The sequence below is a fragment of the Yersinia alsatica genome, assembly GCF_902170305.1.
GTDB classification, from domain to species: domain Bacteria; phylum Pseudomonadota; class Gammaproteobacteria; order Enterobacterales; family Enterobacteriaceae; genus Yersinia; species Yersinia alsatica.
In genome coordinates this window covers 97,467-111,758 of the sequence record NZ_CABHWW010000005.1, presented here as the reverse complement: position 1 = coordinate 111,758, position 14,292 = coordinate 97,467, and the positions used below count along the sequence as shown (strand labels likewise).

Below are 14,292 nucleotides of genomic sequence, written 5' to 3'. Positions count from 1 at the left end.
CGTAATCGGCGGCTTTATTCAATCCAATGTAGAAATCAGTCAAACAGAGACTCTGTAAGCCTCTTTATTGCCCCGTAACGCCGTGCACCTCACCATGCTGCATAGTTTGGTTAACTTGCTGCCCGTGGCTGTCAGTTGCTTGCAGAGAGCCGCTAACGGTAGATTTTAATGCGGTATCTGCTGCCAGGCTGCCTTTTATCTGTAATTTCAGGTTACCCAATCCTTGCAAGGGTAATGCTGGCCAGCCCCAGTTTTGTAAGAGATTGAGATCAACAGAGCGGCCGGTCAGAGCCAGAGATAAGGCCCGAGCGGGTGTTTGGTCAATGCTGGCGGTGGCCTCCAATAACCCCTCTTTAGTAAAAGCACTTAAATCACTAAATGTAATTTGTTGCTCATTAGCACTCAGAGCGAGCGATGGGCGACGAACATCATTTTTATTAAAGGTCGCATTACCGGCATTCAACATTAATGAGCCAGACCACACTCCCCACTGATGATTTTTTGCCAGCAGTAAGTTAGTCCCTGCGGCATCCAGCGACGTAATCTGGAATGGAAAGTCTGGGCTAATATCAATCAGCAAGTTGCGGTTCGCATTTAACTTGCCGACATACACTTCTGACAACCAGTGAGGCAGTGTTTGTTGCCATTGCTGTTTCCAATCGGCAGGTAAGGTATAAACCAGCGCCACCAGAGTCAGCTCATCCAGTTGTAAACGACCAGTATCGCGCGCCCAGTTGCCTTGAGTTCTTAATAGGCCATCTTGCCAACGAGTTGAAAACTGGCTAATGGCAACGCCTGTGGGCGATAAGGTGAATGTCGCGATCGGATCGATAAGATGAATATTACCTTTAATAATATCGCCAGCATTGAAGGACAATTCCCCGTCATCACTTTGCCAGTCACCTTGCTTAAACGTGATATTTCTTAGTGTCAGATCTAAATCATTAAAGGCCCAGTTTTTCCCTTCAACACGCGCATCAATTAAATCAAAGCGTTTCAATGTAATAGGGGGAAGCTGCAAAAAGGTATTCCAGACATCTTCTAGTGTTGCTGGTGTTTGCAGGCGAATATTACTCAAGCGCATGCGGTCAACTAACCAACTGCCGTCAGCGGATTGACTGGCATTACCCGTGAGTTCACCTTGCGCGATATCAGCACCGAAATTATTCAGCGTCAGTGCATTTTTCTGTATTGAGCCTTGCAGATAAAGTTTCTGGGCAGTGATGCCATTAATGGTCAACGAACCTGCACTAAACTGAAATTGGGCATTTTCACCCAGACTATTGCCCGGCAATGGCTGCCAAGGGACCAAGCCACCATTGACTTGCTGACCGGTAACTTTCCACTGACCCGCGGTACTTTTGGGCTCAATCGTCGTATTCAGCGCCATATTGGTTAGCTGTAAGGTATCGGCCTGCAAAGGTAATGGCGAAGTGCTGTTGTTGAGGGTTAAGTTACCATTTTGCAGCGTTAGGCTGAGAAGATGGCGCGGCTCTGTCAGTTGCCGCCAACTTAGACCAAACAGCGCCTGCTGGGCGATAAGAAATGGCGGCTGATTGGCGCGGCCCAGAGTGACATCAGTAAAGCTGATTTGCCCGGGCTGTGACCATGAGTGATCTATTTTCCCCAGAGAGAGGCGATATTCGCTGTTATCACTGACCCAACGGCTTAACCAGCCGGCAGCCCAACTGGTCTGAAGCAATACGTAGCACAGCACTACAGACAGCACCAGCAGCAATAATAACGTTAGCAGCACTTTCCCGAGAAATTTCATCCGGTTTTTCCACGCCTATCGGTATACGGAACCCTGTTTATGCCGCAAATTGTCCCTTAGCTCAATAGACAATCAGTTATCGGAGCATAAAAAAATGGCCGGTATCGTTTACGACCGGCCATTTTTGTGACGTGTTAGCGAAAAGATTATTTTTCTTGTGGGAAGAGGAGGTTAAGTACGATGGCTGTAATACCACCGGCTGCAATCCCAGAAGAAAGTAACGTTTTCACCCAATCAGGTGCAAATTGCAGAATCAATGGCTGCTGCGCCACACCCATGCCGACTGCCAATGATAAAGCCATAATCATAATTGCGCGGCGATTGAGAGTTTCACGTGACACGATACGCACGCCGGAGGCAGCAATGGTGCCGAACATCACGAGGGTTGCCCCACCTAGAACCGGTTCAGGGATGTGTTGCACGAATCCAGCCACCGCTGGGAACAGACCCAGAACAATTAGCATCAGCGCCACAACAAAACCGACATAACGGCTGGCAACTCCGGTCAACTGGATTACGCCATTGTTCTGACCGAAACAAGAGTTAGGGAAGGTGTTGAACACCGCTGATAACATTGAGTTCAAGCCATTCGCCAACACGCCGCCCTTTAGGCGTTTCATGTACAGTGGGCCATGAACGGGCTGTTCTGATACATCTGAAGTTGCCGTGATATCGCCAATGGTTTCAAGCGAAGTGACCATAAAGATAAGCATCAACGGCACCAGCAGATTCCAGTCAAAAGACAAACCATAGTAAAGCGGCGTTGGAATAGTAATCAGGGCGGTATCGACGACTGGGCGGCTTTCCGGCAGCATGCCGAGCGTCCAAGCCAGCAAGTAACCCACAGCCATGGCGATAACCAAAGACGCGACGCGCAGATAGGGGTTGCGCTGGCGGTTGAGTAAAATAATAACCAACAGTACTGAACCGGCTAATAACAGGTTTTTCGGTGAGCCAAAGGTATGGTCGCTCATTGCGCCATAACCACCGCCAATAGATGTCAGCCCAACCTGAATCAATGATAGCCCGATAATCATCACCACAATACCGGACACCAGTGGTGTGATAATGCGGCGCGCCAGATGTAGGAAGCGGGAAAGTATGATTTCAGTACAGGATGCAACCATCAAGGTACCGAACAGTGCCGCCATCATGGTAGGGATATCCGCCCCACCATTCTTCAGCGCCAGTCCACCCATAATCAGTGGAGAAACAAAGTTAAAACTGGTGCCCTGAATTGATAACAGGCCGGAGCCGACCGGCCCCCACGTTTTAATTTGCAGCAGTGATGCCAAACCAGATGCAAACAGCGACATGCTAATAATGCGTTGGGTATCTTCCGCCGGTAATCCCAGTGCCTGACAAATCAACAGGCCAGGGGTTATTACCGCAACAAACATGGCCAGTAAGTGTTGGCATGCAGCAAATAGTGTTTGGGCGATGGGTGGGCGGTCTTCTAAACGATAAATGAGTTCGCTGGGGCGAGTTGTTGCCTGCTGTGGGGCATCAAGTTCGGCGGATTGCGTAGACATGGAGTGGCATTCCCGGATCGGCAAAGAGGGCATTTTAATGATCCGCTTCACAAAAGCAATCGGTTGCGCCGTATTTTTTTAAATATTCTTATCGGGCGCTCATTCATGTTTTTCTATCACTAACCTTGTAATTAGCGGCATTTTTTTTTCTAATCCCCCTCTAACTGCTTTGGCGTTTATTAAGGAAATGTCTAACGTCATATTTTTACTCGATATTTTAATCGCATGGAGTACCAAGATGTTTCATCTCGATACCTATGGCACGCTAGTCGCGGCCTGTCTGGTTTTATTGTTAGGCCGAAAGCTGGTAAAAACTGTCCCTTTTCTCAAAAAGTACACCATACCTGAGCCTGTAGCTGGTGGGTTATTGGTGGCTTTGATGTTGCTACTGATGCAAAAGACCCTTGGTTGGGAAATCAGTTTTGATATGTCACTAAAAGACCCGTTGATGATGGCATTCTTTGCCACTATCGGTCTGAATGCCAATTTGGCCAGTTTACGTGCTGGTGGCAAGGCTCTGAGTGTTTTCGTGTTTGTCGTCGTCGGTTTGCTACTGGTGCAGAACGCGATTGGCATTGCGCTCGCGAAATTAATGGGGCTAGACCCATTGATGGGACTACTCGCGGGCTCTATCACGCTCTCTGGTGGGCACGGTACTGGCGCTGCATGGAGTAAAGTATTTGTTGAGCGCTATGGCTTTGAAAATGCAACTGAAGTTGCCATGGCCTGTGCGACCTTTGGCTTAGTACTGGGTGGGTTGATTGGCGGGCCAGTCGCTCGTTATCTGGTCAAGCACTCTTCCACGCCAGACGGTACGCCAGAGGACAGCGAAGTGCCTTCCGCTTTTGAAAAGCCCTCTGCCGGCCGTATGATTACTTCATTGGTCTTGGTCGAAACCATCGCCATGATTGCTATTTGCCTGATGGCGGGCCAAGTTATTTCGGGTTGGCTGCAGGGCACAATGTTTGAACTGCCGACCTTTGTGTGTGTGTTATTCATCGGGGTTATCCTCAGTAATACACTGTCGGCGATAGGTTTCTACAAAGTCTTTGATCGCGCAGTATCAGTATTGGGTAACGTCAGTTTGTCATTGTTCCTGGCGATGGCCCTGATGAGCCTGAAACTGTGGGAGTTGGCATCGCTGGCATTACCAATGTTGGTTATTCTGTCGGTCCAGGCATTGGCGATGGCGCTGTACGCTATTTTTGTCACTTACCGGGTGATGGGCAAAAACTATGATGCGGCAGTACTGGCGGCAGGGCACTGTGGCTTTGGTTTAGGTGCGACGCCGACCGCTATTGCGAATATGCAGGCGATTACTGACCGTTTTGGCCCGTCACATTTAGCCTTCTTGGTAGTACCTATGGTTGGCGCGTTCTTCATTGATATCGTCAACGTGATCGTCATTAAGCTTTATCTGTTGCTGCCAATCTTCCCTGCAGTCGCAGGGTAATTGAAATTAAGGGCTGGTTTATAGGCCAGCCCTCAACATCAATAGATAAATACTTAAGCATTGGTATAGCGCGTTCGCTCAGGTAGCCAGCGCTCTATTAATGCCCGAGCATGTTCAGGATATTGCTGATGCAGGTGGCGGGAGACCCGCTGTACTTCAGGGATCATTGCCTGATCACGCAGCAAATCAGCCACTTTAAACTCGGCGCTCCCTGTCTGGCGTGTCCCCAATAATTCGCCAGGACCACGAATTTCCAAGTCTCGCTGAGCAATAACAAAGCCATCATTGCTATCACGTAATACTTGCAAGCGCATCTGGGCGGTTTTGCTCAGTGGCGTTTTGTAGAGCAGCACACAATGCGAAGCCACAGCTCCGCGGCCAACACGGCCACGTAATTGGTGTAATTGCGCTAAACCCAGGCGCTCTGGGTTATCGATGATCATCAGACTGGCATTGGGGACATCAACCCCGACCTCTATCACTGTGGTGGCAACCAATAACTGCAATTCGCCCTGTTTAAAGGCTTGCATAACGGCCTGTTTTTCTGGGCCTTTCATGCGCCCATGAACCAAACCAACTTTGATTTCTGGCAGCGCAATTTTTAATTCTTCGCAGGTGACTTCGGCGGCCTGAGCCTCCAACAATTCAGACTCTTCAATCAAGGTGCAAACCCAATAGGCTTGTCGCCCCTCTTCCAAACAGGCATTTTTGACTCGCTGGATAACATCGCTGCGGCGAGTATCAGGAATTGCCACTGTCGTGACGGGGGTTCTACCTGGGGGCAGTTCGTCAATTACCGAGGTATCAAGGTCAGCATAGGCGGTCATCGCCAAAGTTCGTGGAATCGGCGTCGCGGTCATAATTAACTGGTGCGGATGGAAGCCTTGCTCCTCGCCCTTTTCCCATAAAGCGAGCCGCTGATGAACACCAAAGCGATGCTGTTCATCAATAATCACCAGCGCCAGTCCAGAAAATTGTACTTGCTCCTGAAACATGGCGTGGGTGCCGACAACCATGGAAACTTGGCCACTGGCAACCGCTTCTTGTTGTGCCAACCGGGCTTTGCCTTTTTGTTTCCCAGCCAGCCAGCCGACCTCTAGACCTAATGGTTCAAGCCATTGACGGAAAGTATTCGCGTGTTGCTCGGCCAATAATTCAGTGGGAGCCATTAGCGCAACCTGCTTGCCATGGGCAATAGCACGCAGGGCCGCCAGTGCGGCAACCAATGTTTTCCCTGATCCCACATCCCCTTGGATCAACCGCATCATGGGGAAGTTATGGGTCATATCTTGCTCAATTTCCGCCACCACCCGCTGTTGAGCACGGGTTGGCGTGAAAGGTAGTGCCGCCAGAAAACGTGGTTTAAGTTGCTCTTCAGCCAGCAGCGGCAGCGCCCGATAACTTTGCGCTCCCGCTCTGACCGCCAACATGCTGAGGTTATGGGCCAATAACTCTTCCATGATCAACCGCCGCTGGGCAGGGTGCTTGCCTTGCTCTAAATCGGCCAGTTGAATGTCAGCTGGTGGGCGATGCAGGGTATGAATAGCTTCTGGCAGGCTAATCAGAGAGCGGCTTAGTTCTATCGGTAATAACTCAGCAATAACACTGGAATCCAGCATTGCCAGCGCTTGATCGATAAGTTTTCGCAGGGTGGCCTGACGAATCCCCTCAGTGGTGGGATACACTGGCGTCAATGATTCCTGCAATTCAACACCAATATTCTCGCCATGTACCCGATATTCAGGGTGAATGATTTCCGGCCCAGTATTACCCCGTTTGGCTTCACCATAGGCAATAACATGCTTGCCCGGAGACAGGCTGTTTTTCATTGCAGCATTGAAGTTGAAAAAACGCAGGGTAAGGACACCGCTTCCGTCGGTGATTTGGCAGGTCATCATCCGCCGCCGACCAAAACTAATGTCGGAACGAATGACTTCGCCCTCAACCGTCACTGAAAGGCCGGGCAGCAGATCACCAATACGATAGAGCCGGGTGCGGTCCTCATAACGTAGTGGCAGGTGAAGCAACAGGTCTTGAATCGTCTCCAGACCCATTTTCGCCAGTTTCCCAGCCTGACTTGCGCCAACACCGGAAAGTGTACTGAGGGGTACGGCATCCAGCAGGCGGCCTTTCATTTAAGACTCCGTGGATTGCATGGCTGACCACCATTGCGCATCGGCAATAACCTGGCCTTGGTCATCGATATAAGGCTGGGGAAGCCCTTTACGTTTGGCTACTTGCGCCAATACCGGGTATCCACCTTCAAACAAGAGTCGCTGCTGCTCTTCTTGTGGCAAAACACTCTGCGCCCGCTGATACATACCTGCATTTTGCCGCTGTCGCTGCGCTTCATATAAAATCAACGCAGAGGCGACCGAGACATTCAGTGATTGCACCATTCCGATCATCGGAATAATGATGTCCTGATCGGCCAGTGCCAGTGCTTCTTGAGATATGCCGGTTTTTTCCTGCCCCATTAAAATACAGGTAGGGCGGGTGTAGTCGATTTCACGAAAATCGACAGCCTTATCAGATAGATGAGTCGCCAGTATTTGCATACCCTGCGATTTCAGATGGGTAATAGCATCAGCAATATGAGAATGTGTTTTGACCTGAACCCAACTGTTGCTTCCTGCGGCAGAAGAAAGTCGCGTGTACATTTGGGTAGTTGGCCAAATGGCATGTACTTGATGAATACCGACGGCATCAGCAGTACGAATAATCGCCGACACATTATGGGGTTTATGGACTTGCTCCAGACAGACCGTTAGATCCGGCTGCCTGGTGGCAAGCATTTCACAAATCCGCGCATAGCGTTGAGGATTCATAGGCGTTAATTACGATTACGGCTGACTTTAACCACATCTGGCATGATACGAATCTTACGCATAATGTTAGCCAGATGGACTCGGTCACGAGTAGTCAGGCGAATAAAGGCGCTGTATACCCGGCCATCTTTCTCTTCAGTATTCAGACTCTGAATATTAGATTCAGCAGCATTAATTGCCGCCGTCAGATTCGCCAAAGCACCTTGTTGATTGAACATGTCGACTTTGATTTCAGCAATAAACTCTTGCTCAGTCTCTTTATCCCATTCAACCGCCATAAATTTCTCAGGCTCTTTTTGGTAACCACGAATATTACGGCAGGATTCGTGATGGATAACCAAACCTTTACCTGGGCTAATATGGGCGATAATCGGGTCACCCGGAATTGGACGGCAGCACTTGGCAAAGGTAATCAGAACACCATCAGCACCTTTAATTGCCAAATTGCGGGTACCTCCGGAGGTTGCCAGTGTTGATGGGTCACCTAAGAGGTTTTTAGCCACCACGACACTCATTGCATTACCCAAGCCAATTTCCGCCAGTAAATCATCCAGCGTAGCCAGCTTCATGCGGTCCAACTCGCGCTTGATATTTTCTTCTGAAATATCAGAGAGTTTCCGCCCATTCCCCAATGCATGATTCAGTAACCGACGGCCAAGGCTGACCGACTCATCACGTTTAAGGTTTTTCAGTAATTGGCGAATTTTAGCGCGTGCTTTCGAACTGACGACAAAATTCAGCCAGGCCGCATTTGGCCGTGCACCCGGAGCGGTAATGATTTCAACGGTTTGACCACTGCTCAGTGACTGAGAAAGCGGGTATGGCTGGCGGTCAACACGAGCGCCCACACAAGCATGACCGATATCGGTATGCACAGCATAAGCAAAGTCGACCGGTGTTGCGCCAGCAGGTAATTCAACAATGCGTCCTTCCGGGGTGAAAACGTAAATCTCATCAGGGAAAAGATCAGATTTTACACTTTCAATAAATTCAAATGAGCTGCCCGCACTTTGCTGGAGCTCCAGCAAGCTTTGCATCCAGCGCTGAGCGCGGATCTGTGCGGTGGTGCCGGACTCACCTTGCTCTTTATAAGCCCAGTGTGCCGCAACCCCCATTTCGGCCATCTGATCCATATCTTCAGTACGTATTTGCACCTCTACCGGAACCCCATGAGGGCCGATTAATGAGGTATGCAATGATTGATAGCCGTTAGCCTTAGGGATGGCGATGTAGTCTTTTACGCGGCCCGGACGGGGTTTATACAGGCTGTGAGCCTGACCCAGAACACGGTAGCAAGTATCGACTTCTTTAACGATAACCCGAAAAGCATAGATATCCATGATGGAGTGAAAACGCTGCTCCTTCAGGTTCATCTTGCAATAGATGGAATAGAGATGCTTTTCACGACCACTGACACGGCAAGGGATCCCCGCCTCGGTCAGACGCCCTTCAATCTCCGCCAAGATTTTCTGAATCATCTCTTTGCGGTTACCGCGAGCCGCTTTTACCACTTCTTTAATGACGCGGTAGCGATTAGGGTAGAGCGCTTCAAAACCCAGCTCTTCCAGCTCGGTTTTTAAATGGTGAATACCTAGCCGATGGGCCAGAGGGCTATATATTTCAAGGGTTTCACGAGCAATTCGACGGCGTTTATCCGGGCGTAACGAGCCCAAAGTTCGCATGTTATGGGTGCGGTCAGCCAGCTTGATCAAAATGACGCGGATATCTTGCACCATCGCCATGATCATTTTGCGGAAGTTTTCCGCCTGGGCTTCTTTCTTGTCACGGAAGTTCAGTTTGTCGAGTTTAGAGACACCCTCGACCAACTCGGCTACGCTCTTCCCAAACAATTGCTCCATATCTTGATATGTAGCAGGGGTATCCTCGATGACGTCATGCAACAATGCCGCCATTAAGGTTTCGTAATCGAGCCGCATCTCCGCGAGAATACAGGCCACAGCAACCGGGTGAGTGATATAAGGCTCACCACTGGAGCGTGTCTGACCCTCGTGAGCATCACGTGCGACAAGATATGCCTGTTTGAGGCGCTTAATCTGCTCCTCTGGCAGGTAACGTTGAATCAGCAGATTCAGGCTTTCAAACAGGTACAAAGCAGACTCGCTGTCTAATTAACGACGACCTTCAGCAATTGCGGTTACCGCTTGGATCTCTGCGGCTTCCTGCTCTTGCTGTTCTTGGCGTTCACGCACATCAAGAATCTGATTAGTAATCAGGCCTTCTTCGATTTCGCGCAGCGCAATCACAGTAACTTTATCGTTTTCTTCTGGAACCAGAGCGTCTTTACCGCCGGACTGGATTTGACGTGCCCGACGAGCAGCGACCAACACCAGGTCAAAACGGTTACCAATTTTCTCTACAGCGTCTTGAACAGTTACGCGTGCCATAATTCTGCTACTCCACAGGTGACGAAATGACTGGGCATGATACTGAAACTCTGTTCAGTCTGCCAATAATTTGCTGATTAAAGCGTCATGCCGCTGTTTCTGGCGGCCTAAACGCAGTCGTTCTGCACGAATAATGGTTTTCAGATCAGACAATGCCAGATTGAAATCATCATTCACGATTAAATAATCATATTCTGCGTAATGGGTCATCTCAGCGACAGCTTGCGCCATTCGCTTAGCAATAACCTCTTCGCTATCTTGCCCACGGCCACGTAATCGGCGATCCAATTCTTCTTTGGATGGAGGCAAAATAAAAATACTACGCGCGGTTGGCATTTTTGCGCGAATTTGCTGCGCGCCTTGCCAGTCGATATCTAAAAATACATCGACACCGGTTGCAAGAACCTGCTCAATTGCCCGACGTGAGGTGCCATAGTAATTTTCAAATACTTTGGCATGCTCAAGAAAAGCATCATCATCAATCATCTGGCAAAACTCTTCTTTAGACACAAAGAAGTAATGCTCGCCGTGATTCTCCCCTGGACGTTTTGCACGTGTGGTATGAGAAATAGAAACCTGCGTGTCGTACAAAGGTTGTGTTTTTAACAAAGCCTGAATCAGGCTTGATTTCCCTGCACCACTGGGTGCGGAAACTATATATAGCGTGCCTTGAACCATGATGACGTTTCAGTTGATTAGGTTGATATACCCTTATTAGTTGAAGTTACAGTGGGGCTCGCGGGGTTTTCTCGCCAGAGTCGCTGATGTTATCAGGAATCCGTGATTTGCTCGCTTACAGCCTATCTGCAACGCCAATTATGTTGGGTGTATATAGAAAGCAGAAGTGTGAATCTCCGCACAGTATACACGGCTGCTACGCGTCATGCAGCGTTACAACGCATTTCACCTTAATGTTTTGTCTATAAACAGCACGATTTTATGCTTTTGCGGGGAGTGTTGCGTAATTTTAGCGAGTTGCAGCAAGCATAAAAGTATTGTTCGGTAGCGCGCGCATTTAAATCTTTTTGTCTTCGACGGATAAAACATTTCGGGTTTTACTGCTGGTTGCCAAGGAGGTGGCGCTGATGAATGTGCAAAATTTTAAAATGTTAAGCCTAATAATTATTGGTTTTATCCATTGGGAGGTTAGGGCTGAATCTATCTGCCCGGAATGGTCGGAAAGACGAATGTCTGATGAAATTAATCTCTTGGATCAACAACTGAATAAGTGGGATATAGCCTATCACCAGCAAGGAATTAGTCTGCTGGATGACAATATTTACGATCAATTGCAGGATAAATTGCGGGGTTGGCGGAAGTGCCGCGGGCTGCCCGATAAAACGAATAATAGGCCCATACCAGGCAATGAGAAACAGCTTCATCCTGTGGCGCATACCGGATTAAAAAAACTTAAAGATGAGACTGCGCTGACTAACTGGATGTCGGGAAGGAAAAATCTTTGGGTACAACCTAAGGTTGATGGCGTTGCAGTTACGCTGGTATATCAGGCTGGAAAACTGACACAGCTCCTTAGCCGGGGGAATGGCTTGAAGGGCCAGAGTTGGATTGATAAAGCGCCATTCATTTCTGCTATTCCACAATATATTGCCATGGCTCCCCCTCTATTAACTTTGCAGGGGGAGCTATTCCTACAGATGGAAGGCCACCAACAAGCGCAATCTGGGGGAGTCAATGCCAGAGCTTCAGTTGCAGGAGCTCTGATGCGCAAGTCTGCATCGCCATTGCTGGGCAAACTGGGCATATTTATTTGGGCATGGCCGGATGGGCCCAAGAACATGCTGGAGAGAACCACACGATTGCAAATAATGGGCTTCCCGTTGGCTACTCAATACAGCAAATTGGCGACTTCAAGTGAGGATGTCATTCAGTGGCGAGAGCACTGGTATCGAGCGCCACTGCCTTTCGTGACAGATGGTGTTGTTATCCGCCAAGAAGAGGAACCCGCAGGGCGTTATTGGCGATCAGCATCAGGAAATTGGTCGGTGGCGTGGAAATATCCACCTGTTCAGCAACTAACTGAAATCCAAGATATCCATTTTACCATTGGGCGTACGGGTAAGATCACTGTGGTTTTACAGGTTTCACCTGTAAAAATTGATGATAAATGGATTCGACGCGTGAATATTGGGTCTATGGCGCGCTGGCGGCAGTGGAATATTACCTCTGGAGATCAAGTTACCATCGCATTGGCCGGGCAGGGTATTCCGCGGCTCGATAAGGTCGTTTGGCGTGTCGGCCAAAGGCATGAATTCAACCCACCGATAGCCGATAGATTTCATCAGTTGAGTTGTTTCCGCTTACCGCCCCTCGAATGTCAACCGCAGTTTATAGCGCGTTTAACATGGCTCAGTGGCCCTAACGGGCTGGATATGCAAAGTATTGGCGGTAAATTCTGGCAAGAGATTGTCTATCATGGGTTTATTAATAATATGGTTGGGTGGTTATCACTGACTGCCGAGCAAATAGCTACTGTTCCTGGTATCGGGCCAACACGAGCAGAAAAAATTTATCAACAATTTCAAAGCACAAAGCAGAAACCTTTTTCTCAGTGGTTGCCAGCATTAGGATTCCCACAGGGAGTGCCCGTTGGTACTCAGTGGCACTCTCTACAGCAACGTAGCATTGCCGAATGGCGTTTAATTTCGGGGATTGGGCAGGTACGGGCAAAGCAGATTAACAATTTTTTACACCACCCAGAAGTGCAAGCACTGGCTGATTTTTTATCACAACAGGGAATTGCAGGTTTCAGGCCCGAAGAGTGATCCTCTGCGGGCTTAGCTTAATGCTCAGAGTGCTCATATTTGAATACTGGCAGACCAAGACGGAATCTCAATGCCAGTAATCGTGCGCTCAGCCCTGTGACGAGTGTAATGATAACAACCCAGTTATGAGACAGCGGAGTGTATTGCAGAGCAATATAGATCCAAGCGGCGGCAAATGAGATACCGGCATAGATTTCTTTCTGAAATACTAACGGGATACAGTTACAGAACATATCGCGCAGAACACCACCAAAGACACCGGTAATCACGGCTGCAATCGCCGCAATGATCGTACTGTGGCCCATGTCGAGAGCAATTTGTGCACCAATAATGGAAAAAACAATAAGGCCAATAGCATCAAGCACTAGAAATAAATGCCGCAAATGCTTCATTAATGGCGCCATCCAAGTTGTGACTATCGCGGCAATGGCGACAATGACAATGTATTCCGGATGTTTAACCCAGCCAAGTGGATAATGGCCTAGTAGCATGTCTCTGACCGAACCCCCGCCAATGGCGGTTGCAGAGGCAATAATAATGACGCCAAACATATCCATTTGACGGCGGCCCGCAGCCAGTGCTCCGGTCATGGCTTCAGCTGTGATACCAATAATATAAAGAACACTGAGTAGCATAATGAATTAAATTTCTTAGTGGCTGCAAAGGCCGCAGAGTAGTCACTAAGAGATAACGATGCGACTGAGATTTTCTAAGCCATGCATTTAGGATTACTTAATCTAATCAAAATATTAGCTATCTTATTAATATATATTCATAAAAAATGAATGATGTGATAATTATTCATTAATAATTCTAGGTGAAAAACCACTCTATTGAAGAGGGGTGGTAACACTATTGAGCGCTTTTATGATTATCTCGTCTTATTGCAGAGTTATTCGTCGGATGATAGCTTTTATTTCTATTTTATCTTTTATTTCAGTGGGATTTGTTCATGGATAAGTGGGTTAATCCGTTCCAATATCGGGCTGTACTTTTAGCGAGTGTGGTTACCGTTGGAGCATTACTAACGGGTTGTATTGATAGCACTAGCCATGCAAATAAATCAGTGGTGAAGGTTGTAGCTCCGGTTTGTGTTAAAGGTGAACCAATGACACAAACGACACTCTATTTTGGCTTGAACCGCCCTCATGGCCCCGCCATTTCATCGACTGAATGGCAGTCTTTCGTCGATAATGATGTCACCAGCCGTTTTAAAGATGGTCTGACAGTTATTGAGGCTAAAGGGCAATGGTTGGGGAATGATGGCAAGGTCGCCAAAGAAAGCAGCAGGGCGTTGGTGCTTATTCATAACGATGACAAAGAAAATGCGATTGAAACTCTGCGTTCCCGTTATAAACAGCAGTTTGCGCAAGAATCCGTTATGCGAGTTGATGCGGCTGTCTGCGTTGATTTCTAAGCGTAAATTTTGAGTCTGAATTCCGGCCTTCTACCTTCGAAATAACGAGAGGTAAAAGGCCGACTTATTATTTATTCTGTACGGCTAGAGTAAGTTTGGC

The 14,292-nt window shown here is 48.4% G+C and carries 11 protein-coding genes; 3 read left to right on the top strand and 8 right to left on the bottom strand.

The genetic code is table 11. The features are described from left to right. Positions 1-64 precede the first annotated feature (64 nt). The gene (locus FTA96_RS01395) at positions 65-1,774 is read right to left on the bottom strand and encodes an AsmA family protein (protein ID WP_050123972.1); all 1,710 of its coding nucleotides are present in this window, start codon (positions 1,772-1,774) and stop codon (positions 65-67) included. Positions 1,775-1,920: 146 nt separating this feature from the next. Next, complete coding sequence (locus tag FTA96_RS01390; RefSeq protein ID WP_050110140.1) at positions 1,921-3,306, bottom strand: uracil-xanthine permease family protein; 1,386 nt, start codon at positions 3,304-3,306, stop codon at positions 1,921-1,923. A 238-nt stretch (positions 3,307-3,544) separates the two neighbouring features. Between FTA96_RS01390 and gltS the strand changes: the two genes are divergently transcribed. Next, a complete protein-coding gene (gltS, locus tag FTA96_RS01385) occupies positions 3,545-4,759 on the top strand; it encodes a sodium/glutamate symporter (RefSeq protein WP_050110139.1) in 1,215 nt (404 codons plus the stop codon). A 53-nt stretch (positions 4,760-4,812) separates the two neighbouring features. On the opposite strand, the gene recG is transcribed toward gltS, so the two are convergent. From recG to gmk, 5 genes are read right to left on the bottom strand one after another with little or no spacing between them, the layout of a single operon-like run. Next, a complete protein-coding gene (gene recG, locus FTA96_RS01380) occupies positions 4,813-6,894 on the bottom strand; it encodes an ATP-dependent DNA helicase RecG (protein WP_145573039.1) in 2,082 nt (693 codons plus the stop codon). Continuing rightward, the gene (gene trmH, locus FTA96_RS01375; protein WP_050110137.1) at positions 6,895-7,587 is read right to left on the bottom strand and encodes a tRNA (guanosine(18)-2'-O)-methyltransferase TrmH; all 693 of its coding nucleotides are present in this window, start codon (positions 7,585-7,587) and stop codon (positions 6,895-6,897) included. It abuts the gene before it with no gap. 5 nt (positions 7,588-7,592) lie between these two features. Then, positions 7,593-9,698: a bifunctional GTP diphosphokinase/guanosine-3',5'-bis pyrophosphate 3'-pyrophosphohydrolase gene (gene spoT, locus FTA96_RS01370; RefSeq protein WP_004710426.1), complete on the bottom strand. Its 2,106-nt coding sequence runs from the start codon at positions 9,696-9,698 to the stop codon at positions 7,593-7,595. Positions 9,699-9,716: 18 nt separating this feature from the next. Further along, entirely contained in the window at positions 9,717-9,992 is a 276-nt protein-coding gene (gene rpoZ / locus FTA96_RS01365; protein WP_004392061.1) for a DNA-directed RNA polymerase subunit omega, read from the bottom strand. A 54-nt stretch (positions 9,993-10,046) separates the two neighbouring features. Further along, positions 10,047-10,670, bottom strand: coding sequence for a guanylate kinase (gmk, locus tag FTA96_RS01360; RefSeq protein ID WP_004710427.1), 624 nt, complete (start codon positions 10,668-10,670; stop codon positions 10,047-10,049). Positions 10,671-11,077: 407 nt separating this feature from the next. On the opposite strand from gmk, the gene ligB reads away from it, so the two are divergent. After that, positions 11,078-12,775 carry an NAD-dependent DNA ligase LigB gene (gene ligB, locus FTA96_RS01355; protein WP_050110136.1) on the top strand — a complete coding sequence of 566 codons (1,698 nt, stop codon included), beginning with the start codon at positions 11,078-11,080 and terminating at the stop codon, positions 12,773-12,775. A gap of 17 nt (positions 12,776-12,792) precedes the next feature. Here the strand turns inward: ligB and FTA96_RS01350 are convergent, their stop codons facing one another. Continuing rightward, positions 12,793-13,410: a trimeric intracellular cation channel family protein gene (locus FTA96_RS01350; RefSeq protein ID WP_004710431.1), complete on the bottom strand. Its 618-nt coding sequence runs from the start codon at positions 13,408-13,410 to the stop codon at positions 12,793-12,795. Positions 13,411-13,727: 317 nt separating this feature from the next. On the opposite strand from FTA96_RS01350, the gene FTA96_RS01345 reads away from it, so the two are divergent. Next, positions 13,728-14,192 carry a DUF3574 domain-containing protein gene (locus tag FTA96_RS01345; protein WP_145573037.1) on the top strand — a complete coding sequence of 155 codons (465 nt, stop codon included), beginning with the start codon at positions 13,728-13,730 and terminating at the stop codon, positions 14,190-14,192. Positions 14,193-14,292 lie beyond the last annotated feature (100 nt).

Coding starts and splice junctions, on each gene's coding strand:
- FTA96_RS01395 (WP_050123972.1), bottom strand. CDS start 1,774: ATGAAATTTCTCGGGAAAGTGCTGCTAACGTTATTATTGCTGCTGGTG.
- FTA96_RS01390 (WP_050110140.1), bottom strand. CDS start 3,306: ATGTCTACGCAATCCGCCGAACTTGATGCCCCACAGCAGGCAACAACT.
- gltS (WP_050110139.1), top strand. CDS start 3,545: ATGTTTCATCTCGATACCTATGGCACGCTAGTCGCGGCCTGTCTGGTT.
- recG (WP_145573039.1), bottom strand. CDS start 6,894: ATGAAAGGCCGCCTGCTGGATGCCGTACCCCTCAGTACACTTTCCGGT.
- trmH (WP_050110137.1), bottom strand. CDS start 7,587: ATGAATCCTCAACGCTATGCGCGGATTTGTGAAATGCTTGCCACCAGG.
- rpoZ (WP_004392061.1), bottom strand. CDS start 9,992: ATGGCACGCGTAACTGTTCAAGACGCTGTAGAGAAAATTGGTAACCGT.
- gmk (WP_004710427.1), bottom strand. CDS start 10,670: ATGGTTCAAGGCACGCTATATATAGTTTCCGCACCCAGTGGTGCAGGG.
- ligB (WP_050110136.1), top strand. CDS start 11,078: ATGAATGTGCAAAATTTTAAAATGTTAAGCCTAATAATTATTGGTTTT.
- FTA96_RS01350 (WP_004710431.1), bottom strand. CDS start 13,410: ATGCTACTCAGTGTTCTTTATATTATTGGTATCACAGCTGAAGCCATG.
- FTA96_RS01345 (WP_145573037.1), top strand. CDS start 13,728: ATGGATAAGTGGGTTAATCCGTTCCAATATCGGGCTGTACTTTTAGCG.